The sequence below is a fragment of the Pirellulales bacterium genome (genome assembly GCA_035939775.1).
GTDB lineage: Bacteria > Planctomycetota > Planctomycetia > Pirellulales > DATAWG01 > DASZFO01.
This window is the reverse complement of record DASZFO010000325.1, coordinates 1-25,046: the sequence shown is the minus strand read 5'-3', so window position 1 is coordinate 25,046 and position 25,046 is coordinate 1. Positions and strand designations below refer to the sequence as shown.

Sequence of the window (25,046 nt, the reverse complement as noted above, 5' to 3'; positions counted from 1 at the left end):
TCAACTACCCAACGATGGCCGAGGCCTATCGAGTGGCCGCGCTCAACGGCTACAACCGGCTGTTCTAGGGTGCCTATCACTCCTGGCCCGCGCTCTACTCGCCTTTGCGCGGTCGGATTCTTTCGCTAACCCAACCGACTTCCGACTTCTTGCGGAATGTCGAATGGACTGTCCGATGATAGAATGGACATCGCCACAACCGCGATCCTGGCATAGAGATGGCTGAAACCGTCAGCGTCAAACCCGAACTTATTCGTTGGGCGATCGAGCGATCTCGATTGCACGAGGAGGACTTGGCGAATTCGTTTCCAAAACTGGGCGAGTGGCGATCTGGACAGCGGATGCCGACATTTAGGCAATTGGAGCATTTCGCCTCCAAGACGATGACGCCGTTGGGTTATTTTTTTCTGGATGCTCCTCCGGACGAAACATTGCCCATTCCTGATTTCCGCACTGTTGGTGATACGTCGATTGAACGACCAAGCCCTGATCTAATCGAGACAATTCTTGCAATGCAGCGGCGTCAAGCCTGGATGCGAGAGTTCGTGATCGATGACGGGCAGCAGCCGCTCGAATTCGTTGCCAGTGCAACCAACGTGAGAAACGTCGTTTCTGTTGCCGCACGAATCAGAGGCGCGCTCGGCCTTAACGCGGATTGGGCGGAAGCCCAAAATTCCTGGGAGGACGCTCTCCGCACGTTGCGTAATTCCTCCGAACGGATCGGCGTTCTCGTCGCCACCAGCAGCGTCGTCGGCCTCAACAACCACCGGCATCTCGACCCGCAAGAGTTCCGCGGCTTTGTGCTGTGTGACGACTATGCGCCTCTCGTATTTGTCAACGGCGCCGATTCCAAATCCGCACAAATGTTTACGCTAGCGCACGAGCTGGTCCATCTTTGGATCGGACGGGGCGGTTTATTCAATCTGATCAAGATGATGCCCTACGACGACGTGACTGAGCGGTTTTGCAATCAAGTCGCGGCCGAGTTCTTGATTCCGGGCCACAAACTTTTGGAGCGGTGGAAGGAGGCGAATGCGACCGACAAACCCTTTCACGCGATTGCGCGCTGGTTCAAGGTTAGTCCTCTCGTTGCGGCGCGTCGTGCACTTGATTTGGACTTGATCAATAAAGCAAGGTTTTTCGTCTTCTATGAGAAGGATCAAGAAGAATGGAGAAAACGAAAAGCGGAAGAAAAAGAGAAGAAGCAACACGAAAAAGGGGGGCCAAACTTTTACGATGTTCAGGACGTCCGCCTTGGTAAGCGATTCGCCTACGCGGTCGTGCGCGCAGCGCGTGAAGGGCGCCTGCCCTACCGCGAAGCATACCAGTTAACTGACCTCAAGGGGGACACATTCGACCGTTACGCCGACCTTCTTACTCAAAGGATTAAGAATGAGCGGCGGTAATCGATATGTGCTTGACGCCAATGTCTTCATCGAGGCGCACCGGACGTATTACGGATTTCAACTCTGTCCGGGATTCTGGGATGCGCTCATTCGCGAGCACGTCGCCAAGCGAGTTTGCAGCATCGACAAGGTGAGAGACGAACTCGCTACAATGCACGATCCGCTCAGCGAATGGGCAGGGAAGAAGTCGCACGACACTTTTTTCAAGAAAACCGCGGACAAGAATGTCAGTGATGCGTTTGCGCAGATGGTGAGTTGGGTCCAACACGAACCACAATTCACACCTGAAGCAAAGGCAGAATTCTCTTCGGTCGCAGACGGCTGGGTAATTGCCTACGCAAAGGCAAACGGCTTGATTGTCGTGACTCGGGAAGAATACGCGCCGGATGCCAAGAGAAAAGTGCCGATGCCGAATCTTTGCGTCGAGTTCAACGTCGACTATTGCGATACATTCCGCATGTTACTAGATTTCAGATGCCAGTTCGTGTTGCGCAGCCGCAAATCGAAGGACTGAGGCGACCCTGAAAAGCAAGCAAATCAACGGGTTCCTGGAACCGTCTCGGGTTGGGGAAGACAAGAGACGTCAAGCCCGCCGTCGGGGATCAGTATGAGTATCGTCCTCCAGCGCAGACTAGAACTCTCGGTTAACAACTACATCCTTCACCCCGAACATGCCCGCGCCTATTGGGCCAATATCTCAGGGGGGCGATTGGACGAGTATCTCGGTCGATGCGGAGAAGCGTTCAATATCGTGATTGTCGGGAATTCTGGTGACGACGGCGACTTCTACGCGATTCCATACCGAGTATTGAAGACTGCATTAGTGAAAGAGTACCGTAGCGGAGACAAAACCGGTCGGTTGCGCTGGGTGGCGTACATTCTACATCATCAAATAAAAGTTGGGATTGGCCCATCGATCGACGTTGGAGCGTTCTATGGCAACCACGCGGCCTTAGCAAGCCCGGGTGACGTCGATCCAGCCTCCGCGGCCGATGGGAACGACTACGCGATCGAGAACCGAAAGATAGAGATCGAGCAACGGCAGAAGCAGTCGTTGTTCCGCAAGCGGGTCATGCAGAACTTCGGGAGCAAATGCTGCGTCTCCAACATCAAAGAGAAAGAATTGCTCGTTGCCAGCCACATCGTTCCGTGGGCAAGCCGGATCGACAGCCGGCTTGATCCAGCCAATGGCTTGCTCTTCTACTGCCCCTACGACCGCCTCTTCGATAGGGGATTCATTTCGCTCGACGACAGTCTTCGGGTGGTCATAACACCGGGTCTGGCCGAGTGCAGTAAATCGCTTCGCGCGATCCTTGAGGGATTGTCAGGACGACAGGCGCGTCAGCCGGCAAAGTGGCCAATCAGGCTCGACTACTTGGCGTACCACCGGAGTCAAGTCTTGCTCAAGGGTCGTCAAGCAGTCGAGAACAAGGTTCAAGAGCCGCCACTCGTTGAGTAGGCCGTGCCTTACAACTAAGCTACCGGGATTCAAAGATGAGATAATGGGAAAGTTCGACAAACTGACAGAATTGAAAAAGACAAGGGCTAGAGGTGTCCACGCCTGCTCCAAATGCGGTGCGAGTATTTCAGCGGGCGACGATTACTATAATGAAAGCATTCGGGACAGGTTTCTTCATTCTTTGCGCGCCAAGAAGTTCTGTGTCGACTGCGTTGAGAAACATGGCGACGCCCTATTGAAGAAAATATCCTGACGCGTGGGGGAGCCGAGCCAGTCGCTGCGGGCAGGAGAGGTGACGCAGGACAGTTGACGGGGACTGAATAATTGATTGGCCGCGGATGAGAGGCCAACTTGTTTGTCAAACCAGGACTCCTACCCCTGATCGTTTTGGCGCGCTTGCTAATCGGGTGCGCGCCCGCGCCCGCGATGGATCGCATTGCCCTGAGCAAGGACGGGCATGGCTTCATTCTGATTCCCTCCGGCAAGCCGTTCCGCCCCTGGGGCTTGAACTACGGCCACGACGGGCGGCTCATCGAGGATTTCTGGGAGAGTGACTGGAAGACGCTCGAGAGCGATTTCGCCGAGATGAAAGCGCTCGGCGCGAACGCGGTGCGAGTCCACCTCCAGCTCGGCAAGTTCATGGACACCGCCGACCGTCCCAATGAAAAAGCGTTGGCCCTATTGGCGAAGCTGCTCGACTTGTCCGAGCGGGTTGATCTCTATCTCGACCTGACCGGATTGGCCTGCTACCGCAAGGCCGACGTGCCCGCCTGGTACGACGCGCTCTCCGACGAAGGCCGATGGTCAGTCCAGCAACGGTTCTGGGAAGCAATCGCGGATCGGTGCCGCATGAGCCCGGCCGTTTTCTGCTACGACTTTATCAACGAGCCCTTCGTGCCCGGCGGCCGGCGAAAGTCGGGCGACTGGTACAGCGGCCAGCCGTTGGGGGGCTACGACTTCGTGCAGTTCATCGCGCTCGATCCGCGCGGCACGCCGCGCGAGGATCTCGCCCGCCAATGGACGGGAGCGATGGCCAAGGCGACGCGAGCCCGCGACCCGTCGCGGCTGGTTACAGTCGGCATGCTGCCCTGGACGCCAACGTGGGGCTTTTTGTCTGGATTCGTACCGGAAAGGATCGCCCCCGAAGTGGATTTCATCTCGGTCCACGTCTATCCGGAGAAGGGCAAGGTCGATGAGGCGGTCCAAACGCTCAAAAAGTTCGCCGTCGGCAAGCCGTTGGTCGTCGAAGAGACATTTCCACTCGCCTGCGGCATCGATGAGCTGGAAAACTTCATCAAACGCGCAGATTTCGCCGCAGGCTGGCTAGGCCACTACGACGGCCAACCCCCCGCCGAGTTGAAGCAGCTCCGCGCCGCCGGAAAACTTTCGATCTCGCAATCGCTCTGGCTCGACTGGCTGGAGCTGTTCCAAAAGCTCGGAGCGAGAGAGCGAAACCGATGATCGAGATCGGAAGGCGGTGGTCGTGAGTTAGCCCCGCCGCTTGCGGCGGGATGGCCTTCGTCGGCGATCAGAAAACCGCCTACTTGCCCTTCCCCGCGCGGGGATCGACGGCTTGAGCGGCTTTGAGCGCCTCGGCGGCCTCGTCAGTGCGGTTCAAGCGGGCGAAAATCCGAGAGCGGCCGAGTTGGGCCTCGACTTTTTGCCAATCGGTCTCGGCGATCTCCGCAATCGCATCGAACTGACCGAGCGCCTGGGCCGGAGTGCCTTGGCTCTCGGTTGCCTGCGCCAAGCCATAGGCGGCGAGCCAGAGCTTGTTCTGTTGGTCGAGCGCGGCGTGAAAATCGGCCAAGGCGGCGTCGAACTTTTGCCGCTTGAATGCCACGCTGCCGCGCACGGCCAGGGCGACCGGCTGATCGGCGCGCAGTCCGAGAGCTTGCCTCGCGGCACGGTCGGCATCGTCGAGCTTACCCAATGCCCATGCGGCGGTGGCCAGGGCGGTCCAGCCGTCAAGATTCCGCGGATCTTTATCGGTGGCCGCCTTGGCGATGTCGAACATCTGCGTCAATTCGGACTGCTTTTCGGTGCGGACGCGGCGGCCGGCCCAGGTCTCGAGCGGCGGTTCGAGTTCGGCCGCGCGCTCGAAGGACTGAAGCGCTTCGCGCGTTTGGCCGCTGGACGCCAGCGCTTGCCCGTTGAGCCAGGCGAATTCCGGGGTGGTCGGCTCGATCGAACGCGCATGGGCCAGGTCGTTCAAACCGCGTTGCCGCAACTTTGCTTGGATGCCGGCGTTGTCCGTTGCCCGCGATTCCAAGACCAGCGACCAGCCGCGATAGGCGTAGCCTAGGGCATCGCTGGGGTGCAAGGCGATGCAGGTGTCGAACGCCAGTTCGGCGCCGGAGAATTGCTTGTCGGCGAGCCGATTCCAGCCGAGCCAGAAATAGGTCCAATAGTGCTGGGAATTGACGCTGGCCGCATGCAGGAGCAAGTGCTCCGATTGAGCGAGCGGATCGAACAAATCGACCCCCGTGAGCGGCTGCGACATCTTGAGGAACACGCTCGCCGCGTCGTCCTGCATCTGCGAGACCCAATAATACAGGATGCCGAGGAAGTAGTAATCGGCGGCGCAGGTAGGCTCGATCGGCTTCGACTGGCCGAGCTTGGCGATTTCTCCCAACCCCAGTCGCAGGCGACAATACACTGCGAGCAGTCGGGCCGATTCCGAGAGCTTCCACCGATTGGCCGCGTCGATCGCCACCAGGGCCGAGCGGTAGGCCGCGGAGTTCTGCGGATCGTCGAGATGGATCAATCCGCGCTTGGCACGCAGCGCGGCCAGGAACAGCAATTGCCGAAACACTTCTTCCTGCAAGCGGTCGTGTTGGGCCACCGCCAAATCGTCGGCCGGGAGGTGCTCCCACCAGTTCGGATCGTCGAGCGCGCCGAACAGATCGATCGCCGCGGTGCAAGTATCCTCAGCTCGATCGTCGTATTCGAAGAATTCAAGCCGCTGGGCTTCGTTCACCAGCTTGTAGAACTGAGAGATCTTGTGTAGCCGTTCGTGTTGCGCGGTGATCTGATTGCGCAGCTCGACCATCTCGGGCCGGGCATCCACGTCGGGCTTGTTGGCCATCCGGTTGGCGGCGCGGTCCAAAAGATCGTCGACCGGAGCGTAGTTCCCCTGCTTCAACTCGTTCAAGGCCAGTGTTTGATCGGCCACCACGCTGGTCTTGAGGCGTCCCATCCGGGCTTCGGTTTCCTGCATGGCGCGATTACGGCTTTCGATCCAGACAAACAATCCGATTCCGGAACTGATCAGCGTCACCAGCGTCATCGCCGCGGCGACGGCAACCTTCGTGCGATGGCGGCGCACGAACCGCCCGATCCGTGCCACTTGCGACTCACGATAGACGGAGACCGGCTCATCGGCCAGATAGCGCTGCACGTCGCGGGCCAGCTCCTCCGCCGCCGGGTAGCGCTGCGTTCGCTGCCGGGCCATCGCATGGACACAAATCGCTTCGAGCGACCGCGGCACCGCCGGATTGACCGAGCGCGGCAGCGGCGTCGGATCGCGCACGATCTGCCGGATGATATCGGTCGTGTCGCCCCGGAGGTGCGGCGGGCGGCCGGTGAGGATTTCGAACAAGATCGCCCCGAGCCCGTAAACGTCGGTCCGGTCATCGACCAGATCGATCCGCCCTTCGGCTTGCTCGGGAGCCATGTAGGCGGGAGTGCCCAGAATGCGGCCGCTCACAGTCGTGCGAAAGCTGGCGGCCGTTTTGGAAACATCGATGGGGGGCAACGATTCGTCCTTAGAGTCGCTCGTTTTGGCTAGGCCCCAATCGAGCACCAGCACCTCGCCGAAATCTCCGAGGATGACATTCTCCGGCTTGAGGTCGCGATGGATCGCGCCCCGCGAGTGGGCATACGAGACGGCGTTGCAGATGCTCACGAAGACCTGCAACAGCCGCAACCATTCAACTGGGTCTTCCTTTCCGTCGCGGCGGCCGCGGTGAAAGTCGGCCGCAGCCTCGCGGAGCGTTTGGCCACGGACGAATCGCATCGTGTAGAATGGCTGATTGTCTTCCCCGCGGCGGCCCAGCTCGTAAACCGGCACGATATTGGGATGCTCCAATTGGCCGGTGACCTGAGCCTCCTTGAGAAAGCGTCGCCAGGCCTCGGGATGATCCGCCGGCGAGGACTTAAGTTCCTTGAGCGCCACGTCGCGGTTCAGGTCGCCGTCGCGCGCGATCCAGACCCGCCCCAGCCCCCCCTCGGCGTGCAAGCGGGTGAGGGTGTAGCGGCTCCGCTCCGGCGGTTGATGCGCGATGGTCTCCAGCATCACGTGCCCGGCCGCGGGAATCAAGCTCGCAAGCAGTTCTTGCACTCGCGGTTCGTCGATCGATCGCATGGCGTCGCGCACGGCGTCGTCGGCCGCGGCGCCGAGCGCCGCATGGGGATCGCCGCCGCAGCGCTTGAGCTTGCGCTCGACGACGCCAGCCAACTCTTCCTGGGCTTGCATCGTGATCCAACCACGCTCGACAAGCAGATCGGCAAGCAAGCGCGATTTGCCGGTGCCCCATGCCCGACAGGCCGCCGCGAATTGGCCCGTGTCGAGATATTCCATCTGAAATGCGATCACGGCGAAAAGCAGATTGGCGTCAGCGGCGCTCGGGGATCGCACGGAGACCGCCGGAGGAGACATCGGCAGACCCGTCGCCGCGTTGCGCTCCGTGGCCTCGGCGAGCCCGAGCGGCGCCGAGTCCAGCGGCAGCGGCTTTCCGCCGCGCAGCTCGTCGCCGGTGAGGATCACTGTTGGGAACCGCTTGCGATACGGCTCGCGCGACGGCCGGTCGCCGTGCGCCTGCCGCACCGCGAATTCCTGCTCGACGAGCCGCAGCAGAATCTCCGGCTTTCGCAATTCCGGAAAGCAAGCGAGATAGTCCTCGACGATCGGCCCGCCAATGCGTTTAGATTTCCAGCCGAACTCCAGCTCAATCAGCACCAGTTCTTCCAGCGTTGCGAGCCAAGCGGGACTGCCGGCCGCCGGAAGGCACTCCTGAATCGAGATCGGGCGGTGAGCGATCCAGGCCGCTTCAAACCTCCGCCGCACGGCTTCATCGACTTCCGCGGGTTCCATGACCGGTCAATCGCGTTCAAGTTGCCGCGTAAGGGCCGACTGGACACGTTTTAGGATTCGGCGCACCGTGCGCTCGGAGCAGCCCATCCGCTCGGCGATTTCCTCGTTGGTGCATTGCTGTAGCTTCAGATCGACCAATTGCCGCTCTTCATCGTCGAGACCGGCGACAAGCTGAGTGAATTGATCGGCGAATTCGGCGGCCTCCGCCGGCGTCGGCTCGCTGTCGGCACGGTCGAATAGCCGCGCGCCGTTGCCTGGGCTCACGTCAGCCGGATGCACTTCGCGATCCAAACCGCGCTTTTGCCGCAAATGGTAGCGCTTTTGCTCGCGGACTTTGGTGAGCGTGATGGCGCAGAGCAAGCCCCATAGCCCTTGGGCGTCAGCCAGCTCGAATTCGCCGATCTGGGCGCGGCGCAAGAACGTGCGGCAGGCCGATTGCACGACATCCTCCGCCCCCACGCGCCGCCGCATTCCGCCGGTGAGATGCTTTTCGGCCAGCCGTTCGAGCGACTTGCCATAGCGATCGCAGAACTCGCGCACCACGGTCCGCGTGCCGTCGCGCAGCCCGTCGATCATTTGATTCCAGGCGACTTCGCCTCGATCGTCCACGGGAGCCTCATTTTTCGGAGTCGGATTCTTCGAATGACTTCATAATCCTAGGTCCGGAGCGCGGGACGGTCAGGCCAGGACGCCTGACCTGCACGAATTCCCTCGCCGCCCGCGAGAACGCCAATCCGCCCCTCAGACTACTGCCGCGGCGCGCATCTGTCGAGCGTCCCCGCGGCTTCCACGGCAGGCAGCGCAATCCGAATAATCAGGCGCATTGCCGATTGCGGAGCGCCGCGGCTTCAGCTATTTGACGTGCCCGGCAACCCAAACTAGGTTTCATCATGGCGCAATCGACGTTCACATCACCGGCAAATCCCGCGGCGCCCGAGCGAGTCCGAGACGCGGCGCCCCGCGCCAGCGAGCTTTCCGACAACAAGCTCGAAGCGCTGCTGGGCCGATTGCGGAACCTGACAGGCGATGGGGCGGCCGCGGGTCAAAGCGCGGCGCCGGACTCCCCGCTGGCCGCCGTCGCGCGGCAAGCGACGGAGTTCTGTCCCTCCGAGCCGGCCTCGCTCAAGGAAACCGGCATCGGCGAAGCAGAAGTGTCGGCTCTCGTGCTCAAGTATCTGCTCAAGAGTAATGGAGCGAGCGGGCGGGCCGTTGCCGCACAGATGCGCCTGCCGTTTCACATGATCCATGCGATCCTGGGTCAGATGAAGATCGACCGGCGGATCGTGTATAAGACGTCGATTGATCCCGGCGACTTTCTCTGCGAGTTGACCACCGCCGGTACGGAGCACGCGCGGCGCGCCGTCGAGAATTGCACCTATTGCGGCTCGGTTCCCGTGCCCCTTGCCGATTACATCGCGGGAGTCGAGGCGCAATCGATCTGCTTGCAACGCCCGGAGCTGGCCGACGTTCAACGAGCGCTCGGCGACTTGTCGGTCACACGGCAACTAGTCAGCCGAATTGCGCAGGCGATCCGGGCCGGGCGCGGCATGTTTCTGTATGGCGCTCCAGGCAACGGCAAGACCAGCGTCGCCGAGCGGATCACGAGGGCGTTTGGGCAACAGATTTGGATTCCGCGGGCCATCAGCGTGGATGGCGAGATCATCAAGCTCTTCGACCCTTGTTGCCACGAAGAATTGCCGTTGGAAGCGGGCTCGCCTCCGAAATTCGACGCGCGCTGGATTCGCATTCGCCGCCCAACGGTCGTGGCCGGCGGCGAGTTGACAATGGACCGGCTCGAGGCGCAGCTCAACAAGGTCAGCGGCATCTGCGAAGCGCCGATCCAGATGAAGAGCAATTGCGGCACGCTGGTGATCGACGATTTCGGCCGGCAACGGATGGCGATCAGCGAATTGCTGAACCGCTGGATCGTGCCCTTGGAAAAGCGCTTCGATTACATCAATCTGCCCAGCGGCCGCGCGGTGCAAATACCATTCGATCAGTTGATCGTGTTTTCGACCAACCTCGAGCCTCGATCCCTGGTGGACGAGGCGTTTCTCCGCCGGATTCCCTATAAGATCGACTTTGCGGACCCGTCGGAGGTGGAGTTTCGGGCGCTGTTCGACGCGGCAGCCGCTGCGCTGGGTTTCGCGCCGAACAGCGAAGCCGTCTCCTACCTGATCGAAAAACATTATCGGGCCGTCAAGCGTCCGTTCCGTTATTGCCAGCCGCGCGATTTGCTGAAACAAGTCCGCTACTACTGCGAAGTGCATCGTTTGCCGTCGCAATTGACGCCCGAGGCGTTCGACGCGGCGGTGGCGAATTATTTCTCGGTTCTCTGAGAACACTGTCCGGCCATGTGCTCCGCGCAATCGACCGCCGAACCGCTGGACGAAGTGCAGTCGCGCGGTTTCGTTCCGATCGCGGTGGACACGCTGCTCCCCAGCGCGGTGTACGATTTCGATTTGTACTTGCGGCAATCGGCCGCGGACCGACTGACGCTCTATCGTCGACGGAGCTATCCGCTCGCTCAAAGCGATTTGGATCGGTTGCTGCAGGAAGGCGTGCGGACTCTGCACGTCCCTTTCGACGATCGCGATGTCTATACCTCTTATTTGAAGAGCCTATTGGCGGAGTCGCATCGATTCACGCCTCAGCAGAAGTACAAGATTCTCAAGGGGGCGGCCCGTTCTCTTTTGTCGGAAACGTTTTCCGGCAATTCGCTCGATTCCCATGTGCAATCGGTCGACACTCTCAGCCAGCAGATGGTCGAATCGATCTGCAGCGACGATCTGCTGCTCCGCGACGTCTTCTTCCTGATGACGCACGACTATTACAGTTACACGCACGTAACGAACGTCAGCACCTACTGTCTGGCGCTGGCACGCGAATTGGGAATCCGCGATCGGCAAGAACTGGTCACTCTGGTCGGCGGCGCCCTGTTGCACGATCTCGGCAAGCGGCATCTGCCGCCGGGCTTATTGAACAAGGCCGGCAAGCTCACCCAGCCGGAAATGGCGCTAATGCGGCAGCATCCCCAGCAGGGCTTCGAGGAATTATGCCTCCGCGGCGACTTGAACTGGGGGCAATTGATGATGGTCTATCAACACCACGAGCGGCTCGACGGCAAAGGCTATCCCGTGCAGGTCGGCGGCGACGAGATGCATCCCTGGGCGAAGCTCTGCGCCGTGGCCGACGTGTTTGACGCGTTGACTTCGGCCCGGCCCTACCGCAAAGCGGTTGCAATCGATGCGGCGTTGGAATTTTTCGAGCGGCGCTCCGGCGTCGCGTTTGATGCGGAGATCGTTCGATGCCTGAGCAGTCTGATGCGGCAGAACTGATCGCCGCGCTCCCCTGCGCGGTCGAGTTACCCCAAAACCGGGCGGATTACTTCGCGCGCACGGGTCCACTCTCTGCGATACACGAAGATGCGCGCCGTTATCCGCGATTCCATCTCCGCACGGCGGCGGCGATAAGCTATCGTTCGACTTTGCCCGCGCTGCCGCGCTCGACCAAAGCCGAGCGGGTCTACCTCAAGGACATTTCACGATCGAGCGTGGCCTTTTTGCATAGCGAGCAGCTTTTTCCGCGGGAACGCTTCGAGATGCTTCTGGCCGATGGAACGCATTGGTTCGTCACCGTCGTCCGTTGCCTGCGGCGACAAGATCGCTGCTACGAAATTGCGGCGCTGCTGACGGCCTAGCCGCGAGCGATTCATTTAGCGCACGGGTGAGCGCGGGGCGCGGGCCGCGTCGATCAGCGCTCGCAGTTGACGGAAGCTATCGCGGCTCCGGAGCGCGTCGTTCGCTCGATCCGCCAATTCGGCGACTTGGTCGAGCGGACGTGGTCCGGTCGGGACGAAATAGGAGGAGCGGAGAATCTCTGCCGTCTTGGCGGCCAGCGCGGCCAGTTGCAACGAAAGCGGAGTTTCTGTCCAAGACGGAGCGAATTGCAGCCGGCCGATCGACTGCTTGAGGTGATGCACATTCTCATTGCCCGGCTCCTGCCACGAAACATCGACGGTGGCAACCGAATCCGCCCCGTCCGGCTTGAGTTCCACTTCGTACAGCGCCGTGGCCGCATCGCCGGCATGGAGGTCCGCCACGAGGGGGCCGGAAATCAAGCCTCCGGCGATCGATGAATCATGTCCGATGAGCCGGTAGCTCTCGACGGCGTCGGGATTGAATGTAACCGTCATGCCAACGCTGCGAGCGACTACATCGCGTTGGCCGGTCAGGGCTTCGCGCAGCTCGGCGGCGATCGCCCGGCCGGATTGGGCATGGCGAACCATCTGAGGACCGGAGCCATCTCCGATTTTTGCCAACGCATCCAAGCGAGGATCGGCAACCTCGTCCGGCCGCACGTCGACCACCTCCCAGTCAACGCCGGCCGCCACGGTCTGCTCGAGCAGTTGCTTTGTCCGCGGCAGCGCGTTCGGATCAATCCAACCGATCCCGTCGGTGAGAAGCAGCAGCCTGGCGGCGGGTTTCGCCACGGCAGAGCCAGGCGCCGCCGGCGCCGGTTCTTGCCGCGCTATTGCCGGCGCGGGTACGTCCCGCGAAATTGTCGTCGCCATCTCCAATTCGGCGCTCAAATTGGCCAGCCCGCTCGGTGAAATCGTCTCGAGGGCCGGCAAGGCGGCGCGCAGCTCGGCACGATCAGCTCGCCGGACCAACAGGATCGGCCGTTCATTGAACAGCACGATCGAAAGCCGATCGTGGGAACCGAGTTGCTCGACCAGACCGGCGAGCGCTCGGCGAATCACATCCCAGCGCTGGCCACTGGCGACCGCGGCGGAAACGTCAACGACCAGAGTCAGATGAGTGCCGGAATCCGTCCGGCGCATAAGCTTTCCAGCTTGCACGCCGATTTGGACGAGCGTCGCGCCAGGCGGTCCCAAAGGTGACGGGCCGGCCGCCGTGCGAATCCCCAGCGCGGCGCCGCTCGGAGCGGGAAACTCGTAGTCCATTGCGGCCAGAAAATCTTCGGCACGAATCTGCCCGGCGGGCAACGTCTGCCGCGCCTCGGCAGCTCGACGAGCCAGCTCGTAACTCGTCGTGTCGGTCCAGATCGGCACTCGGCTCTCCAATAGCGCTGCGTTCTTGCCGGGACGAATCACCGGATGCTCGCCGTGGTTGAACTCGAACAACAGGTCGTATCCCTTGACGCGCGTGCCGGCTACGCCATGCGGCAGAGCGCCGCGCACCACGCGCAAGTCGGGCTGAGTCGCCACCGAGCTGTTCCCCAAGATTTCGGCAACGCGGAGCGGCTGCTCGGGCTCCGGTCCAATCGCGTCAGGCAATGCGCCGATTTTGTCCGTACCCGGAGAAGTCGGCGAAAGGTCAACCACGTGTTCGACCGGGCGAAGCGGCGCCGGCTGCTGCTGCCGACGATCCGGCTGCGGGTCAAGCTGCTTCGCGACTCGCGGCGCAGGGCTTAAATCCGGAATCGCCTTGCGGATGGGGGACGCCGGAAGACGAGGCTTGTCGCTCGAAGCGATTTTTGGCCCCTCGGATCGCGGCGCCGGAGGTTCGATGCCGGATTGCAACCCGCTCACCATCAACCAGCCGGCCCCTCCGATCACAAATGCGAGCGAAGCGGCAATCGCTAATCGCGCAAGCTGGCTCTGGATCGCCCGCCACTGCATAGCGCCGCGCAGCCGCGGAACCACTGCCCGCGGCAGCGGCACATGGCGCGCGTCGTCGTCCAGGTCGGCGTCGGTGAGCGATCCAATCGCCTGCAAGCGATCAAGCATCCCCGGCGGCAGCGCCGCGTCGCAAAGCGCATCGTCCAGTTCACGATTATCCAATGGGCTGCCGCCGAGCGTGGCGACCTCACCGAGTCGCGCCAATAGCTCATGCGGCAACGGCACGTTGCGCAACTGCTCGTCGATCCAGGCGTCGTCAAGGTGAGACATGTTTGATCTGCTTCGCAAATCCAGCCCGCGCCAAGAGGAACTCGCGGAGTTTGTTTCGGGCGCGGCTGACTCGCGAGAGCACGGTTCCCAGCGGAATTCCCAACAAATTGGCCGCTTCTTGGTGTGTCAGCTCAGCCACGACGACCAGCAACAACGTTTCTTTCAAATCGGGGGGCAGGCAATCCAGGGCAAGCTGCATCTCGTCGGAATAATCGTTGGCCAACGGATCCGTCCCGTCGACGCCGACCTCCAAATTGTTCTCGACCAAACGGAAGCCGTTGCCGACTTCGCGCCGCCAATGGTCGACCACCCGACGCCGCAGAATGGCCGCCAACCAAGCTCGCTCTCCGCGCCGGGCGTCGAACAGTTGCCGGCTCTTCCAGGCTGAGCGGAATGTGTCTTGCAGCAAATCCTCCGCCTCATGCCGGTCGCCCACCATGCGGTAGGCCATCCGGTACAGGGAAGGACCGTGGTCCGTGACCCAACGATCGAAATCGCCTCGTGCCAGTGCCAAGGTCGCCGCTCCCGCTGCGTGATTGCCCTTGCCTCAGGTGACCACGCTCAAAAAGCGCGTCTGGCACCTGAGAGTGTTTCGTCAGTATACGGCTGGTTTATTCCCTAATATGCTGCAACCGTGCTAACCAGGACGGCATTGAAACGCGGCCGGTACGCCCTAACTGAAGATTAGCAAATGGTATACGCATTCTAAACGATGATCCCGGTGGAAGCAACGATCCTGTTTAGCCGCAACGCGCAAGGGGAGCGCGACGTCGCGCTCCCCTAGCGGGTCGCGGCTAAACCATCATTTTCATCATTGCAACCAAGCCGGCAGCTTGCCGGCTGGTGGCAGGCGAATCACCGTCGCGGATTCGATATCCGGCGAGGCGAGCACTTCGGCCAGAGCGGCCGCGGTCGGCTCGGTGTCGAGATTCAGCACGCCGGTGGCCGCCCCGCCGGGGGCCGCGCGGCCGACGGCCATCTGCGCGATGTTGATCTTGTGCTGGCCGAAGATCGTGCCGACCCGGCCAATGATCCCTGGCACGTCGCGATGGGTGAAGACCAGCAACACGCCGTCGAGATAGGACTCGAGCCGATGATCGGCAACCTGAACCAGCCGCGGCATGTTTTGCCCCAAGAGCGTTCCCGCGGCGCGATGCGTGCTGGCGGCCGTGACCACCTCGGCCGTGATCACGGAGCTGAACGCCCCCATGTCGGCCCGCGATTGCTCGATCAATTCGATCCCGCGTTCGCGCAGCAGCAGCTCCGCGTTGACGATGTTCACGTCGGCCACAAGGGCGTTTTCCAACAGGCCGACTGCGAAGGCCGCTGTAATCAGCCGCGTGTTCTTGCCGGCCACTTCGCCCCGATAGTGAAGCACGCAGCGCTGAGGCGTCGCTTTGTCCATTTGCGCCAATAGCAGGCCCAGACGATGGGCCACGTCGAGAAAGCCGCGGAGGCTTTCGAGCGTCTGCCGATCGAGCGGGCTCATGTTCACGGCATGGCGGATCGCGCCGGTCGTGAGGAAATCGACCAGCAGGCCGACTCCCTCAACCGCCACTTGCGCCTGCGCCTCTTCCGTGCTCGCCCCGAGATGCGGGGTGGCCAGCACGCCGGGCATACCGAATAGCGGGCTGTCGGTGCAAGGCTCGCTCGCGAAGACATCGAGCGCCACGCCGGCGATTCGCTTCGCCTTAAGCGCCTCGGCGAGCGCCGCTTCATCGTAGATGCCACCGCGGGCGCAGTTCACCAGCCGCACGCTCGGACGCATCGTTTCAATCTCGGCACGGCTGATGAGATTCTTCGTCTCGTCGGTGAGCGGCGTGTGGACGGTCAGGTAGTCGACCTCGGGCAGCATTTGACGAACGTTGTCGAACGGCTCGATGCCGAGTTCCTGCGCCCGCTCCCTGGCGAGAAACGGGTCGTAGCCAAGCACGCGCATTTCGAAAGCCTTCGCTCGCCTGGCGACCGCCAGCCCGACGCGCCCGAGGCCGACGACGCCGAGCGTCTTGTCGGCCAGTTGGGCGCCCATGAACTTGTTGCGGTCCCATTTGTGCTCGACCAGGCTTTGATACGCTGGGGCGATGTTGCGCGACAGGGCCAGCATCATGGCGAACGTGTGTTCGGCCGTACTAAGCGTGTTGCCGGCCGGCGTGTTCATCACGACAATCCCCAGCCGCGTGGCTGCTTCTTTGTCGATATTGTCGGTCCCCACGCCGGCCCGAACGATCGCCTTGAGCCGATGGTTGCCCGCCAGGGCGTCCGGCGTGATTTTGACTCCGCTACGGCAGATCGCGCCGTCGAACTCGGCCAATGCGTCGCGCAGCGCATCCCCTTTCAGCCCGGTGCGCACTTCATATTCAATCCCTTTGGGCTTAGCGGCGTCCAAAAGGGCCAATCCGTCGGGACTGAGCGTATCGAGAACGATGATGCGTGGCATGGGAACGGGACTCGGGGCTGGGGACGCGAATTGTTGGAGTTCAGCCTTTAGGCTGCAGATCGCAGGCTAAGGCCTGAACTCCAACGCTCGATCGATGATCGGGACTCGAAATGTCCAAGTCAGCAGAATACGGATCGACCGGAGGATGGTCAAGGATCGGAGCCAGGTCGCGCTATGCCGCGACCGGCGAATGGCAAGCCAGCGGCCGCCTGCGTTCGCATGGAGCAGACTCATTGTCCGTCATGCGCTCAATTCGAGCGCCGAGTTTATTCAACTTAGCGTCTAGCTGCTCGTAGCCGCGATCGAGATGGTCGATTCCACGCACTACGGTCGTTCCCCGCGCGGCCAGTCCGGCCAGTACCAGCGCCGCGCAGGCTCGAAGATCAGAGGAGGTCACTTCGGTTCCGGTGAGTGAATCCACGCCTGTGACCGTTGCCCGATCACCGCGGCGCTCGATCACCGCGCCGAGCCGAATCAGTTCGGCAACATGCTGAAACCGCTCGGGAAAGATATGATCCGCTAAACGGCTCCGGCCGCGGGCAAGCGAGGCAAGCGACATCAATTGTGCTTGTACGTCGGTTGGGATTCGGGGATAGGGCCTGGCCATCGCCTTGAAAGCGCGGGGATTCTCGGGCATGGCGAGCGAGATTCGGTCCGGAGCAACTTCGAGGGTCGCACCGGCGGCATCGAGCGTGCGGAGAACGGTCGTTAGATGGCTTGGCACGACACCCGTCACCTGGATCGACCCGCGCGTCATCGCCGCGGCAATCAGGAGTGTCGCCGTTTCGATCCGATCCGGGATTACCTGATAGTCCGCCCCGCCAAGCTGCTCGACGCCGGTAACATCGATCGTTGAAGTGCCCAGCCCTTCGATCTTCGCCCCGAGCGCGTTGAGAAAGCGCCCCAGATCGACGATCTCCGGCTCGCGCGCGGCGGCGGTGATCGTCGTGTGGCCGCGAGCCAGGGCGGCGGCCGCCATGACGTTCGCGGTCCCGGTCACGGTCGGACCGTGCGGTCCGGCAAGCGAAATCCGCGCGCCGCGCAACCGCTCCGCTCGGGCGATAATATAGCCGCGCTCGATGCAAATCTCAGCGCCGAGGGCCGCCAGACCTTTGAGATGCAGATCGACCGGGCGGCAGCCAATCGCACATCCTCCCGGCAGCGAAACAATCGCCCGGCCGCGTCGAGCCAAGAGCGGCCCGAGCACGCAGAACGACGCCCGCATCCGGCCGACGAGTTCGTGGTTCGCGAGCGTGGGACCACGATCGACAGTCGCGATTCGCAACCGTCCCGCGGCGTCGCGCTTTGTTTCGAGCCCGAGATGTCCGAGCAACAGCGCGAGCGTATCGATATCGGTCAAATTCGGCACGCGTGAAAGCGTCACCGGCCCATCGGCGAGAATTGTCGCCGCCATGATCGGCAGCGCGGCGTTCTTCGAGCCACTGGCGCGAACCGTACCGAAAAGCGGCACGCCGCCGGTGATGCGCATGCATTGACGTACACAGCCATTCATGCGTGTCGATCCGTGGCTTATTCTTTCTTGCTTGCTTGCACGATCCGTGGCAGCCCGGCAAGGTCCTTGATCGTTGGACCGGCCTCGAATGCCGCCACGGCTTCAAGCAAGGTCCGCACCGTCGGCTCGATCATTGGACTGATCTCCATCAGCAGCCATCCGCCTGGCAAGAGCCTTTCGGCCGCGGCGGGGATGAGCCGCTCGATCACCTCGGTCCCCCGCGGGCCGGCCTCGAGCGCCTGATGCGGCTCGAAATCCTTTACCGTGGCCGGCAGCTTAGCAAATTCGGCCGAACTGACGTAGGGCGGATTGCTTGCTACGAAGTCGAACCGCCGCTCTGCTGGCACTCCCGAGAGTAGATCGCTCTCGAACCATTCAATCCGCTCGGCGACGCCATGCGCCGCGGCATTCTCGCGAGCCACCGCTATTGCCGCCGGGCTCACGTCGATCGCTATGACTCGGGCTTTCGGCAAACTCCGAGCGGCGCAGACGGCAATGATGCCGCTGCCAGTTCCGATGTCGGCAATCGAAATCGGCTCACCGCCGGTACCGCGCTCTTTCGCCAAATCCAAGAGCCGGACGACGAGCAACTCCGTCTCGGGCCTTGGGATCAGCACGTCGCGCGTGACGAGAAATGAGAGAGAATAGAATTCTTTGCGCCCGACGAGATAGGCGACTGGCGTCCCTTCCGCCCGTCGACGGACGAGTTCGCGGAACTTCTCGCGCGTCGCCACATCGGCCGTCTGGTCGAACGCCGTATAGAGTTCGATCCGCCGGCATCCCCGGACGGCGGCGAGCAGAACCTCCGCATCCAGCCGCGGCGACTCCGCCCCTTGCCGCTTCAGATAGTCGGTCGTCCAGGCAAGCAGCCGACCGATTGTCCATTCGTCAGACATGAGCAGCGGGCCTAGGGGAGTGATCCGCCGCGGCGGACTAATCGTCGGCTGTTGGCGCCGTGTGCGGTCGGATATGTTGGATTTCGTCCAGCCAGCCGACACAATCTAACAGACGCCGCGGCCGCTTAGACACCCCAGACCGCAAATCGCATCGTGGCCCAGCTCGCGCTCGAAAACGTGACGAAGGAATTTCCCGGCGGGGTGCGAGCGCTCGACGCGTTCTCGCTCGACGTGGCCGACGGGGAATTCGTGGCGGTCGTTGGGCCCTCGGGATCGGGGAAATCGACGCTGCTGCGGTTGGTCGCTGGCTTGGATCGCGTCACCGCCGGCACGATTCGGATCGGCGGGCGAACAGTAAACGATCTCGCGCCGCGGCGTCGAAACGTCGCGATGGCCTTCCAGCATCCGGCGCTCTATCCGCACCTGAGCGTGTACGACAATCTGGCTTTTCCGCTGCGAATGCGCCGGTTCGCGCGAGGCACGATCGACGCAAAGGTCCGGGCCGTCGCAGAGCAGCTTTCCATTAGGCCGCTGCTTAGCCGCAAGCCGGCCGCGATCTCCGGCGGCGAACAGCAGCGCGTGGCGTTCGGGCGAGTGCTAATCCGGGAGGCGATATGCAATCTGTTCGACGAGCCGCTCGCACATCTCGACCGCCCGCTGGTCGAGCAGCTTCAAACCTGCCTGCTCGAACTGCACCGCCAACGACCGACGACGACTCTCTTTGTCACACATGACCAGCAAGAGGCCCTTACTCTCGGCCAGCGCGTCGTCGTATTGGCGGCCGGCAAAATCCAACAACTCGCCCCGCCGCTCGAAATCTACGACCACCCAGCCAATCACTTTGTCGCCGGCTTCATCGGCTCGCCGGCGATGAACTTCCTCGACGGGCAGCTTGTCGCGGAAGACGGCGCGCTCTGGTTCATCGGCGGTGCAGTTCGCTTGCGACTTGGTGACGAGCAAACCAAGCGACTCAGTCATCGCGCAGGCTCGCCGATCGTCGCAGGCATTCGCCCGGAAGGAATAAGTGAGGCACATTCATCGGCTGTCGCCATCAACTCAAATTGCATCACGGCGGAGGTCCGTCTCAGCGAATTGCAGGGGGACCGCGTCTTCCATCGAATCGAAACCGACGACGGCCGACAACTCGTGGCTCGCGGGAACGATCGAACAGCCCTTTGTCCAAATTGCGTTCGTCAATTTCAGATTGACGAGCGACATCTGCAACTCTTCGAGAGGGGTAAGTTTGGCCTGAATTTGTCGCCTGTTTCGGCGCAGCTATGAATCGCCAGAATGTCAGAAAGCCGGGGAGAAATTGGCCAGAAATGCACGGAAATCAACGGAAACAAAAACGGTTGAATTGCGTCCTTAATAGAGCCTTTAACAAGAGCATTTCCGTGCATCAGCGTTCATTTCCGGCACTCTCTCCTGCCTTCCTGGTCTCCTCATAAAAGAATCTTCTCCGTCTTGGCGTCGTTGGCGGCTTGGCGGTTCATTTCCTCACGCCGCGATCTCGTGAAGTTCTCGTATAATAGTCGCTCCCCGTAAGCGCGAATGGCGAGCTCTTGGTTTTCCCGACAGCTCCCGGATTCTCGCCCCCTAACACCATCAACGCGGAATTCAAGCCATGCTGAGATTTGCTTCGGTCGTCTCTCTCTTCGGTTGCTTCCTGATGGCCGCCGCTCCGCCGCAAGTGACCGACCCGCGACTAAAAATCGAGCTATTTGCCGAGTCGCCGCAAATTGTCACGCCGATCGGCATCGCCGTGGATGCCCAAGGGCGCGTGTTCGTCGTCGAGAGCCATACCCATCAGCGCCCGGCCGATTATCAGGGACCGAAGTCCGATCGAATCCGGGTGTTCGAGGACACGAAAGGGACCGGTCGGCCCGATCGGATCACCACGTTCTTTGAGGGGACCAATTCCACGATGTGCCTGGCCTTCGATCGCCAGGGGGCGCTATACGTCGCCACCCGGATGGAAATCTTCCGCCTTCGCGACACCAAGCGGACCGGCACCGCCGACGAGCGGACTCCGATCGTGCATCTCGAAACGACGGGAACCTATCCGCACGATGGGCTGGAAGGCATGGCGTTCGATTACAAGGGGGATCTCTACTTCGGGATGGGAGAGAACCTCGGCGCCGCCTACAAGCTGATCGGCAGCGATGGCAGCAACGTTTCCGGCGGCGGCGAAGGAGGAAACATGTTCCGCTGCAAGCCCGATGGAAGCCATGTCGAGCGGTTTGCCACGGGCTTCTGGAACCCGTTCCAATGCTGCTTCGACCAATACGGCCGGCTGTTCACGGTGGATAACGATCCCGATTCGCGGCCCCCCTGCCGCTTGCTGCACGTAGTTGAAGGGGGCGACTATGGCTTCCGCTTTCGCTATGGCCGCAAGGGGACTCATCCGTTCATCGCTTGGAACGGCGAGTTGCCCGGCACGCTGCCGATGGCCTCGGCAGTCGGCGAAGCGCCGGCGGGTTTGATCTGCTACGACTCCGTCAATCTGCCTGCGTCTTATCAAGGCAAGTTGATGGCAACATCCTGGGGAGACCACCGGATCGATTGCTTCGAGCTTTCGGATCACGGAGCCACCGCTTGGGCCAAGATGACGCCGCTAGTGACCGGCAGCGATGATTTCCGTCCGGCGTCGATCGCCGTCGCGCCGGACGGTTCGCTCTACGCGACCGATTGGGTGTTGAAGGCATACGAAGTGCATGGTAAGGGGCGGATTTGGCATGTCTCAGCGGTCCGGCCTCGACAGGCGATTCGGGACGACGAGGGTAATACGAAGGAGGCATTTGCCAAACTCGCGGCTGGTCTCCAAATTCCCAAAGTCAATCTCGAGGCGACCGATCAGCCGCCGGCGCTTCGGGCGCTGGCCGTGCGATTGATTCCCGAGGATAAGTTCGATCCGCTCCAGTTCATGGACACTTCGCGTCCGATCGCGGTGCGGGCCGAGGCGCTGCGGCGAGCGAAGACGCCGGCGATCCGCGATGTGGCCCTGCAATCGCTCGATGACCCCGATCCGTTCCTTCAACAGGCGGCCCGGCAGGCGCTTCAGCACATCGTCGGCGAGTTGAACGATCTCGACGTGCCCAATCTGCCGACCGCCCGGCAACGGCTGGGAGTGATGCTCGTGCTGCGCGCGGCGAACGAGCCGGCAGGGCGAAAGTTCCTGCCCGACCTTTTGAAGGATTCCGATCCAGCGGTCCGGTTCGAGGCGATTGAGTGGATCGGCGAAGAGCGGATCAAGCATCTGCGTCTGCAGATCGCCGAGATGCTCAAGGGGGAGGCGAACACGCGCGAATTGTTCAACGCTTGCGTCGCCGCGTTGGAACTGCTCGACGGCACGCAGCGCCCGGATGAGTTCCACGGCGAATCATACGACGCAAAAGTGCTTGGCGACGATCAATCCTCGGACACCATGCGCCGATTGGCCCTGCGAATGCTCAGGCCGGACCATCCGGCGCTGTCGATCGAGCGGCTCAAGGGCTACTTGGACTCGCCCGATGCCGCGCTCAAGCTGGAAGCAATTCAGGCCTTGCGCGCCTCGCTGCTGCCGGAGCGATTCGCAGTGCTGGCCGATCTGGCCCGCGACGCGAAGCGGCCAGCCGATGCTCGGGCTGAAGCAATTGTCGGGCTAGCGGAATCAGTTTCGCAGCGCGAGCTGTTGCTCACCTTGGCTGCATCCGATGAACCAGCGGTGCGAAATGAGGCGCTGCGATCGCTCCGCGGCCCAGCGCTTACCTCCTCTGAAGCCGCGCAGTTGGAAAAACTGCCCGCCAAAGACGCCAGCACTCGCGATCTGATCGAACGACTTCTCGCGCCTCCTTCCCCATCCGATCCGCCGCGACACGATGTCGATGCCTGGCTCAAGGCGCTTGACGGTCCCGGTGACCCGGCAGCGGGGGAGCGAATCTTCTTCCATCCTCGCGCCGCCGGCTGCTACCGCTGCCACGAAATGAACGGCCGCGGCGGGCAGATCGGTCCCGATCTGACGACGGCGGCCCGCCTGCTCGGCCGGCGGAAGTTGGTCGAGTCGATCGTCGATCCGAGCAAAGAGATCGCCCCGCGATTCGTCCCCTGGACGCTGGTGATGAAGGACGGCCGCACGCTGACGGGGCTCTTGGTGACCGAAGGCCCCGGTGACCTGGAAACTTATTCCGACAACGCCGGCAAGTTGTTCACGCTCAAGCCCGACGACATCGCCGAACGGAATCCGTTGCACATCTCGATCATGCCCGAAGGCCTCGCCGACGCGCTAACGACGCAAGAGTTCCGCGATCTGTTGGCATTCTTGATGGCGGAGTGACGAATCGAGCCGCCTCCAAAACGACAGGAGATGTTTTCACGCATCATCGTGCTCAAATGATTCTCGGCGGCGACGGTTGCTATCGTAGGACCAATCGAGCATGTTCGAGCATTGCCACGGGCGTCTGTCCGGCTACGGATCGCCGCAACATGAGCGCCTGGACGCCGGACCGAAAAAGTTCAATGGCCGTCGTGTAGCCCAATCTGCAATAATCTGGCCCGCCGGTCGTTATCCTTGTTGGAGACGATCGGGAAGATTCCCTGGTTCAAGTCGATGTATCGATCATGGATAGCAAGGCATTCAGCGGCTCGCGGCGGCAGTTTCTTACGCAGGCGGCGGCCGGGGCGGGGGCGGTTGGAGCGGCGTTTTATTTTGTGCCCGGCCTCTTTGCCGAGGAACTCTCGCTGACGCCGCGGCTGACGGAAGGGCCGTTTTATCCGGATAAGCTCCCGCTCGACCGCGACAATGACCTGGTGATCGTCGGCGACTCGACCACGCCGGCCGTGGGCGAGATCACGCACCTCACCGGTCGCGTGCTCAGTCCCAGCGGCGAGCCGATCAACAACGCCACGATCGAAATCTGGCAGGTCGATCACAATGGAGTCTATCTCAACACCCGCGACAGCGGCCATCGCCAGCGCGACGCGAATTTCCAGGGGTACGGCACCTTCACCACCGCTTCCAACGGCGAATACCGCTTTCGCACGATCAAGCCTGTGCCCTATACCGGCCGCACGCCGCACATCCATCTGCGCGTCAACAAGGGCGATCGCGAGCTGCTCACGACGCAGGTGTTCATCGATGGCTTCCCACAGAACCGAAGCGACGGAGTATTGAACGGCATCCGCGACCCGATCGACCGAGAGTTGGTCTTGGTCGATTTCAAGCCAGTCAAGGACTCGCGGATCGGGGAGTTGTCGGCGCGATTCGACATTGTGATCGGCCGCACTCCTTCGGATCGTCCGGACGGCGAGCGGCCATCGCGCAGCCGCGGGTGACACTGATTGCTACCACGAAGAGCACGAAGCGGAAGATGGAAGGAGAGTAGGAGAGGACAGGCTAGCCTGTCCTCTCCTACCCTCCTTCAAAAAAGCACTTAACACACTATCGAGGAGAATCTCCATGAGGCGTATAGTTCGAATCGCGATGCTGAGCATCTGCTTTGCCGCGCTGGCAATGGTGGTCCGTGCCGATGAGCCTGGGGCGCCGGCGAAGAACGTTCCGGCCCACACAGCGTACGTCGATGCCTTTGTGGCCCGGATGATGGCGTTTAGCAAGAATAAGAACGGCAGGCTCATGCGGGAGGAAATTACCGATGATCGGCTGCTGCGGTTGTTCGATCGGATTGACTCCAAGCACGAGGGCACGGTGACGAAGGAGCAACTCGTTGCCTTCGCCACGAAGCTGGCCGAGGACGACGATGGCAATGATCGGCGTGGACCTGGTGGTCCGGGTGGCGGGCCTGGCGATGGTCCTGGTGGACCGGGCGGCGATCGTGGTGGCCGCGGTGGCGGTCCTGGCGGTCGGTTCGGGGGCGGGCCGCCGCGGCCGGGTCAAATTCTGCCCGATTTTCTGCAGGAGCGGCTGAACCTGACTGCTGATCAGAAGAAGCAGGTCGAGGACCTTCAGAAAGAAGTGGACGCCAAGCTGGCGAAGATTCTCACTGACGAGCAGAAGAAGCAACTCAAGGAAATGCGCAACCGCGGCCCCGGCGGAAATGGTCCGCCTCCCGGGCCGCCGGAAGAAAACGGCCCTCCCCGCGACGGCAATGGCCCGCCTCGCGATGGCAACGGCCCACCGCCCCGTCAGCCCGATCGAAACGATTTCTAGTGGAACTTCAAATCGAATATGATGGGTGCCATGGCCACTGCTCTGAGTGGCCATGTGCCAATACGGATCATGCCCACGCAAAGCCGGGACATGGCACCTAAACCAGCAGAACAGCTTTGAAGGTCCACTAGGTCATTGCGCCGACGATCGGCCGCGCCGCGCGGCGAGCCATGCGATCGGCAGG

Annotated in this window: 18 protein-coding genes; 11 read left to right on the top strand and 7 right to left on the bottom strand. The window is 61.9% G+C overall.

Annotation, left to right across the window (positions count from 1 at the left end; translation table 11 throughout):
- Window positions 1–218: 218 nt before the first annotated feature.
- The 4 genes from VGY55_20970 to VGY55_20955 all read left to right on the top strand — a co-directional run bounded on the left by VGY55_20970 (window position 219) and on the right by VGY55_20955 (window position 4,326).
- Window positions 219–1,406 carry an ImmA/IrrE family metallo-endopeptidase gene (locus tag VGY55_20970; protein ID HEV2972457.1) on the top strand — a complete coding sequence of 396 codons (1,188 nt, stop codon included), beginning with the start codon at window positions 219–221 and terminating at the stop codon, window positions 1,404–1,406.
- Complete coding sequence (locus VGY55_20965) at window positions 1,393–1,920, top strand: DUF4411 family protein (protein ID HEV2972456.1); 528 nt, start codon at window positions 1,393–1,395, stop codon at window positions 1,918–1,920. The genes VGY55_20970 and VGY55_20965 overlap by 14 nt, the downstream gene beginning before the upstream one ends.
- A 93-nt stretch (window positions 1,921–2,013) precedes the next feature.
- Complete coding sequence (locus VGY55_20960) at window positions 2,014–2,865, top strand: HNH endonuclease signature motif containing protein (GenBank protein HEV2972455.1); 852 nt, start codon at window positions 2,014–2,016, stop codon at window positions 2,863–2,865.
- A gap of 426 nt (window positions 2,866–3,291) precedes the next feature.
- Window positions 3,292–4,326 (top strand): cellulase family glycosylhydrolase, encoded by a 1,035-nt coding sequence (locus tag VGY55_20955; protein HEV2972454.1) that lies wholly within the window; start codon window positions 3,292–3,294, stop codon window positions 4,324–4,326.
- 79 nt (window positions 4,327–4,405) lie between these two features.
- Here VGY55_20955 and VGY55_20950 read toward each other — a convergent pair whose 3' ends face one another.
- Entirely contained in the window at window positions 4,406–7,960 is a 3,555-nt protein-coding gene (locus VGY55_20950; protein HEV2972453.1) for a serine/threonine-protein kinase, read from the bottom strand.
- Window positions 7,961–7,966: 6 nt separating this feature from the next.
- On the bottom strand, window positions 7,967–8,569 hold the full coding sequence (locus tag VGY55_20945; protein HEV2972452.1) for a sigma-70 family RNA polymerase sigma factor: 603 nt from the start codon (window positions 8,567–8,569) through the stop codon (window positions 7,967–7,969).
- A 281-nt stretch (window positions 8,570–8,850) separates the two neighbouring features.
- Here VGY55_20945 and VGY55_20940 point away from each other — a divergent pair, with 281 nt between their 5' ends.
- From VGY55_20940 to VGY55_20930, 3 genes are read left to right on the top strand one after another with little or no spacing between them, the layout of a single operon-like run.
- Window positions 8,851–10,299: an AAA family ATPase gene (locus tag VGY55_20940; GenBank protein HEV2972451.1), complete on the top strand. Its 1,449-nt coding sequence runs from the start codon at window positions 8,851–8,853 to the stop codon at window positions 10,297–10,299.
- Window positions 10,300–10,314: 15 nt separating this feature from the next.
- Window positions 10,315–11,298 carry an HD domain-containing phosphohydrolase gene (locus tag VGY55_20935; GenBank protein ID HEV2972450.1) on the top strand — a complete coding sequence of 328 codons (984 nt, stop codon included), beginning with the start codon at window positions 10,315–10,317 and terminating at the stop codon, window positions 11,296–11,298.
- A complete protein-coding gene (locus VGY55_20930) occupies window positions 11,268–11,660 on the top strand; it encodes a hypothetical protein (protein HEV2972449.1) in 393 nt (130 codons plus the stop codon). The genes VGY55_20935 and VGY55_20930 overlap by 31 nt, the downstream gene beginning before the upstream one ends.
- Window positions 11,661–11,675: 15 nt before the next feature.
- On the opposite strand, the gene VGY55_20925 is transcribed toward VGY55_20930, so the two are convergent.
- From VGY55_20925 to prmC, 5 genes are all read right to left on the bottom strand, one after another.
- On the bottom strand, window positions 11,676–13,874 hold the full coding sequence (locus tag VGY55_20925) for a von Willebrand factor type A domain-containing protein (GenBank protein ID HEV2972448.1): 2,199 nt from the start codon (window positions 13,872–13,874) through the stop codon (window positions 11,676–11,678).
- A complete protein-coding gene (locus tag VGY55_20920; protein HEV2972447.1) occupies window positions 13,861–14,388 on the bottom strand; it encodes an RNA polymerase sigma factor in 528 nt (175 codons plus the stop codon). Before VGY55_20920 ends, VGY55_20925 begins: the two co-directional genes overlap by 14 nt.
- Window positions 14,389–14,685: 297 nt before the next feature.
- Window positions 14,686–16,311, bottom strand: a complete 1,626-nt coding sequence (gene serA, locus VGY55_20915) for a phosphoglycerate dehydrogenase (protein ID HEV2972446.1) — start codon at window positions 16,309–16,311, stop codon at window positions 14,686–14,688.
- A 172-nt stretch (window positions 16,312–16,483) separates the two neighbouring features.
- Window positions 16,484–17,824 (bottom strand): UDP-N-acetylglucosamine 1-carboxyvinyltransferase, encoded by a 1,341-nt coding sequence (gene murA, locus VGY55_20910; GenBank protein ID HEV2972445.1) that lies wholly within the window; start codon window positions 17,822–17,824, stop codon window positions 16,484–16,486.
- A gap of 17 nt (window positions 17,825–17,841) precedes the next feature.
- Complete coding sequence (gene prmC, locus VGY55_20905; GenBank protein HEV2972444.1) at window positions 17,842–18,720, bottom strand: peptide chain release factor N(5)-glutamine methyltransferase; 879 nt, start codon at window positions 18,718–18,720, stop codon at window positions 17,842–17,844.
- 153 nt (window positions 18,721–18,873) lie between these two features.
- Between prmC and VGY55_20900 the strand changes: the two genes are divergently transcribed.
- The 4 genes from VGY55_20900 to VGY55_20885 all read left to right on the top strand — a co-directional run bounded on the left by VGY55_20900 (window position 18,874) and on the right by VGY55_20885 (window position 24,862).
- Entirely contained in the window at window positions 18,874–20,001 is a 1,128-nt protein-coding gene (locus VGY55_20900; GenBank protein ID HEV2972443.1) for an ABC transporter ATP-binding protein, read from the top strand.
- 343 nt (window positions 20,002–20,344) lie between these two features.
- Window positions 20,345–23,032 (top strand): PVC-type heme-binding CxxCH protein, encoded by a 2,688-nt coding sequence (locus VGY55_20895; GenBank protein HEV2972442.1) that lies wholly within the window; start codon window positions 20,345–20,347, stop codon window positions 23,030–23,032.
- Between the two features lie 284 nt (window positions 23,033–23,316).
- Complete coding sequence (locus VGY55_20890) at window positions 23,317–24,030, top strand: protocatechuate 3,4-dioxygenase (GenBank protein HEV2972441.1); 714 nt, start codon at window positions 23,317–23,319, stop codon at window positions 24,028–24,030.
- A gap of 124 nt (window positions 24,031–24,154) precedes the next feature.
- Entirely contained in the window at window positions 24,155–24,862 is a 708-nt protein-coding gene (locus VGY55_20885) for a hypothetical protein (protein ID HEV2972440.1), read from the top strand.
- The last annotated feature ends 184 nt before the right edge of the window (window positions 24,863–25,046 follow it).

What these genes read in the sequence shown, in the direction of transcription:
- VGY55_20925 (HEV2972448.1), bottom strand. Translation starts at nt 13,874, where the DNA reads ATGTCTCACCTTGACGACGCCTGGATCGACGAGCAGTTGCGCAACGTG.
- VGY55_20955 (HEV2972454.1), top strand. Translation starts at nt 3,292, where the DNA reads ATGGATCGCATTGCCCTGAGCAAGGACGGGCATGGCTTCATTCTGATT.
- VGY55_20930 (HEV2972449.1), top strand. Translation starts at nt 11,268, where the DNA reads ATGCCTGAGCAGTCTGATGCGGCAGAACTGATCGCCGCGCTCCCCTGC.
- prmC (HEV2972444.1), bottom strand. Translation starts at nt 18,720, where the DNA reads ATGTCTGACGAATGGACAATCGGTCGGCTGCTTGCCTGGACGACCGAC.
- VGY55_20960 (HEV2972455.1), top strand. Translation starts at nt 2,014, where the DNA reads ATGAGTATCGTCCTCCAGCGCAGACTAGAACTCTCGGTTAACAACTAC.
- VGY55_20935 (HEV2972450.1), top strand. Translation starts at nt 10,315, where the DNA reads ATGTGCTCCGCGCAATCGACCGCCGAACCGCTGGACGAAGTGCAGTCG.
- VGY55_20885 (HEV2972440.1), top strand. Translation starts at nt 24,155, where the DNA reads ATGAGGCGTATAGTTCGAATCGCGATGCTGAGCATCTGCTTTGCCGCG.
- VGY55_20970 (HEV2972457.1), top strand. Translation starts at nt 219, where the DNA reads ATGGCTGAAACCGTCAGCGTCAAACCCGAACTTATTCGTTGGGCGATC.
- VGY55_20940 (HEV2972451.1), top strand. Translation starts at nt 8,851, where the DNA reads ATGGCGCAATCGACGTTCACATCACCGGCAAATCCCGCGGCGCCCGAG.
- VGY55_20890 (HEV2972441.1), top strand. Translation starts at nt 23,317, where the DNA reads ATGGATAGCAAGGCATTCAGCGGCTCGCGGCGGCAGTTTCTTACGCAG.
- serA (HEV2972446.1), bottom strand. Translation starts at nt 16,311, where the DNA reads ATGCCACGCATCATCGTTCTCGATACGCTCAGTCCCGACGGATTGGCC.
- VGY55_20965 (HEV2972456.1), top strand. Translation starts at nt 1,393, where the DNA reads ATGAGCGGCGGTAATCGATATGTGCTTGACGCCAATGTCTTCATCGAG.
- VGY55_20895 (HEV2972442.1), top strand. Translation starts at nt 20,345, where the DNA reads ATGCTGAGATTTGCTTCGGTCGTCTCTCTCTTCGGTTGCTTCCTGATG.
- VGY55_20950 (HEV2972453.1), bottom strand. Translation starts at nt 7,960, where the DNA reads ATGGAACCCGCGGAAGTCGATGAAGCCGTGCGGCGGAGGTTTGAAGCG.
- murA (HEV2972445.1), bottom strand. Translation starts at nt 17,824, where the DNA reads ATGAATGGCTGTGTACGTCAATGCATGCGCATCACCGGCGGCGTGCCG.